A 3,818-nucleotide genomic window follows, 5' to 3' on the forward strand; every position below is an offset into this window, starting at 1 on the left:
GCCGCGGACAACCCGGCCGCCGCCAACGCCTTACGGATCACCCGCTGCTGCGACGGACCGTTCGGCGCCGTCAGACCATTGGACGCACCGTCCTGGTTCACCGCACTGCCCCGCACCACCGCCAGCACCCGACGCCCCCCGCGCCGCGCCTGCGACAACCGCTCCAGCACCACCACACCAGCACCCTCGGCCCACCCCGTACCATCAGCCGCATCCGCGTACGACTTGCACCGCCCATCAGCCGCAAGCCCCCGCTGCCGGGAGAACTCGACGAAGGTGCCCGGTGTCGCCATGACGGTCGCACCGCCGGCCAGGGCCATCGAGCACTCGCCGTTGCGCAGGGCCTGGGCGGCCAGGTGGATGGCGACCAGGGACGAGGAGCAGGCCGTGTCGACGGTCACGGCGGGGCCCTCGAAGCCGAAGACGTAGGCGACTCGGCCGGAGGCCACGCTGCCCATGCCTCCGGTGCCGGTGAAGCCCTCCAGTTCGGGGGGCACCGGGCCCGAGGTGCCGTAGCCCTGGCCCATCAGGCCGGAGAACACGCCGACGTCCGTGCCCTTCAGGGACAGCGGGTCGATGCCGGCCCGTTCCAGCGCCTCCCAGGAGGTCTCCAGCAGCAGCCGCTGCTGCGGGTCCATCGCCAGCGCCTCACGCGGCGAGATACCGAAGAAGGCCGCGTCGAAGAGAGCGGCGTCGTACAGGAAGCCGCCCTCGCTCACGTACGAGGTACCGGCCTGGTCCGGGTCGTCGCTGAAGAAGCCGCCCAGGTCCCAGCCGCGGTCGGCGGGGAAGCCGGACATGGCGTCCCGGCCCTCGAACACCAACTGCCACAGCTCCTCAGGGCTGTTGACCCCGCCGGGCAGCCGGCACGCCATTCCCACGATCGCGATCGGCTCGTCCGGATCGGCGAGCGTGAGCGCCGCGCCCGGTACCGGAGCAGGAGCCGTCAGCGCCGTCTCCCCCAGCTCGCCGCACAGATGGCGGGCCAGGGCGAACGGCGTCGGATGGTCGAACACCACAGTGGCCGGCAACTTGAGGCCGGTGGCCTCACGGATGCGGTTACGCAGCTCGACCGAGGTGAGCGAGTCGAACCCGGAGTCACGGAACGCGGTCTCCGGCCTGATGCCCTCCGGGCCGGCGTGACCGAGCACGGCCGCCGCGTGCGCCCGCACCAGGTCCAGCAACAGCGCCTCCCGCTCCGCCGGACCCAACCCGGCCAGTCGCTCCGCCAGACCTCCGCCGCTGTCGCCGGTCGCGGCCCGGACGGTCTGCCGACCGGTGCGCACCAGGCCGCGCAGCAGAGTGGGGATGGCCCGGCCGGCGCCGGCGTCGGTGCGCAGCTGCCGCAGGTCCAGTTTGGCCGGTACGAGCAGCGGATCACCGGTGCGCAGGGCCGCGTCGAAGAGGTCCATGCCCTCCTCGGGAGACATGGGCAGGACACCTCCGCGCCGGTTCATCCGGCTGCGGGTCAGGTCGTCCATGCCGGCTGCCATGCCGCCGGTCGCCTGATCCCACAGCCCCCAGGCGAGCGAGGTGGCGGGCAGGCCGGCGGCCCGGCGCTGGTGGGCTACGGCGTCCAGGAAGGCGTTCGCCGCGGCGTAGCTGCCGGTGCCCGCGCCGAGGAAGACGGACGAGACGGACGAGAAGACGACGAACGCGGCGAGTTCCGGGACGTGTTCGCGGGTCAGTTCGTCCAGGTGCCGGACGGCTGTCACCTTCGGGGCGAAGACCGACTCCACCTGCTCGGGCCGGATGGTGCCGATCACTCCGGCGCCGGCGATGCCAGCGGTGTGCACGACCCCGGTCAGTGGGCGCCCGCCCCGGCGCACCTCGGCCAGCAGCGCGGCGACCGCCTCGCGGTCCGTGACGTCGCACGACGCCACCGTCACCTCCGTCGCACCGAGTTCAGTCAGTGCGGCGACCAGCTCTGCTGCGCCATCGGCTGTTTGGCCACGGCGGCTGGCCAGTACGAGGTGACGGACGCCGTGCCGGGCGACCAGGTGCCGGGCCAGGAGCCCGCCGAGCGAGCCGGTGCCACCGGTGATCAGGACCGTGCCCTCCGGGTCGAGCACCACGGGCACCTCGGGTTCGGTTGCCGGCCGGTCCGGGCCTGCGGCGGTGGCACGGACGAGCCGGGGCATGAACAACGTCGCGCTCCGCAGGGCGAGTTCGGGCTCGGTGCCGGTCGCCACCTGGCCCAGGGCGCGCTCGAGGGTGTTGACAGCGCCCGTGTCCGTGACGGCCGTGCCGAGCGGGAGGCCGCCCGGTTCGGGATCCTCTGCGGGCTCGGGAGCGGGGTCGAGGTCGAGGAGGAGGATCCGGTCCGGGTTCTCGGACTGCGCGGCTCGGATCAGGCCCCACACCGCGCCACCCGCCGGATCGGTGACCACGCCGTCGGCACCGGCCGGTACCGCACCCCTGGTGGTCACGACCAGCCGGGTCGATTCCAGGGCGGGGGCGGCCAGCCATGCCTGTACGGCCGCCAGCACCCGGTTCGTCAGCGCCAGCGCCGAGTCGTCCACGCCTTGACCGGCTGCGCCTTGGCCACCTGTGAGGACGGCTTCCAGCACGATGAGCGCGGGCGGCTCCGCTGCCGTGGCCATGCCCTCCGCCATGGCGAAGACATCGGCGGCGGAGCGCACCCCGGCCCAGGCCGGCGGTCCGCCCACCGGTGTACCGGCCCCGGGCAGCGCGGTCCACTCGACACGGAAGAGCGAGTCGTCGCTGACCGTGCCGGCGGCAGTCTCCAACTGGTCGGTGGACAACGGTCGTAGCTCCGCCGCGTCCGCCCGAAGCACCAGCCCGCCGGCCTGGTCGACCGCCTCCAGCGCCAGCGCGTCGCGGCCGTGCGGCGTGATCCGTACCCGCAGCTCCGTGGCCCCGACGGCGTGCAACGCGAGACCGTGCCAGGTCAGGTACTGCCACACCCGGGAGCCGCCGTCGGCGACGGCCGCGTTCAGCAGCGCGGGGTGCAGAGCCGCCTCCAGCAGCGCCGGGTGGAGCCCGAACCGCCCGGCCTCCGCACGCTCGTCCTCGGGTACCGCGACCTCGGCGAGTATCTCGTCACCGAGCCGCCAGAGCCCTCGTACGGCCTGGAAGAGCGGCCCGTGCTCGTAGCCGCGCCGGACCAGACCGTCGTACAGCGCCGTCACGTCCACGCGCTGCGCACCGGCCGGCGGCCAGGCGCCGAAGTCGCCTTGCGGGCCGTCACCCGGCTTGGGCGTCGCCGTCAGCAGACCGGTGGCGTGCCGTACCCAGGCCTCCCCCCCGCTCACCTCGGTGGTGTCCTCGCGCGTCGAGTACACGGTGACCGTACGACAGCCGTTCTCGTCCACTCCGCCGACGGCGACCTGGACGCGTATCCCGCCCTGCTCCGGCAGCACCAACGGAACGGCGATGGTGAGCTGGTCGACGGTTCCGCACCCGACCTCGTCACCGGCCCGCACGGCCAGCTCGACCAGGGCGGCGGCGGGGACCAGGACCACTCCGCCGACGGTGTGTTCCGCCAGCCAGGGGTGCGTGCGCAGGGACAGCCGGGAGGTGCACAACACTCCGCCCTTCTCGGGGACTTCCACGATCGACCCGATCAACGGGTGGTCCGTGGGCGCCTGCCCGAGGGCGGTGGCATCGGTCGCTCCGTTCAGCCGGAGCCAGTAGTGGCGGTGGTCGAAGGCGTACGTCGGCAGGTCCACCCGGGCGTCGAGCGCCTCGGCGGGCAGGACGCCCGTCCAGTCCACCGCCACACCCCTGACGAACACCTCCGCCATCGACATCAACAGCCGCCGCAGTCCCCCCTCCCCACGACGCAGCGAGCCACC

At 73.5% G+C, this 3,818-nt stretch carries 1 protein-coding gene; it reads right to left on the bottom strand.

What is annotated here, in order from left to right; genetic code table 11:
- The coding region (locus ACZ60X_RS43770; protein ID WP_469611413.1) for a type I polyketide synthase at positions 1-3,773 on the bottom strand (3,773 nt) is incomplete at its 3' end.
- Between the last annotated feature and the right edge of the window lie 45 nt (positions 3,774-3,818).

This window comes from Streptomyces sp. NPDC104106 (genome assembly GCF_055584345.1).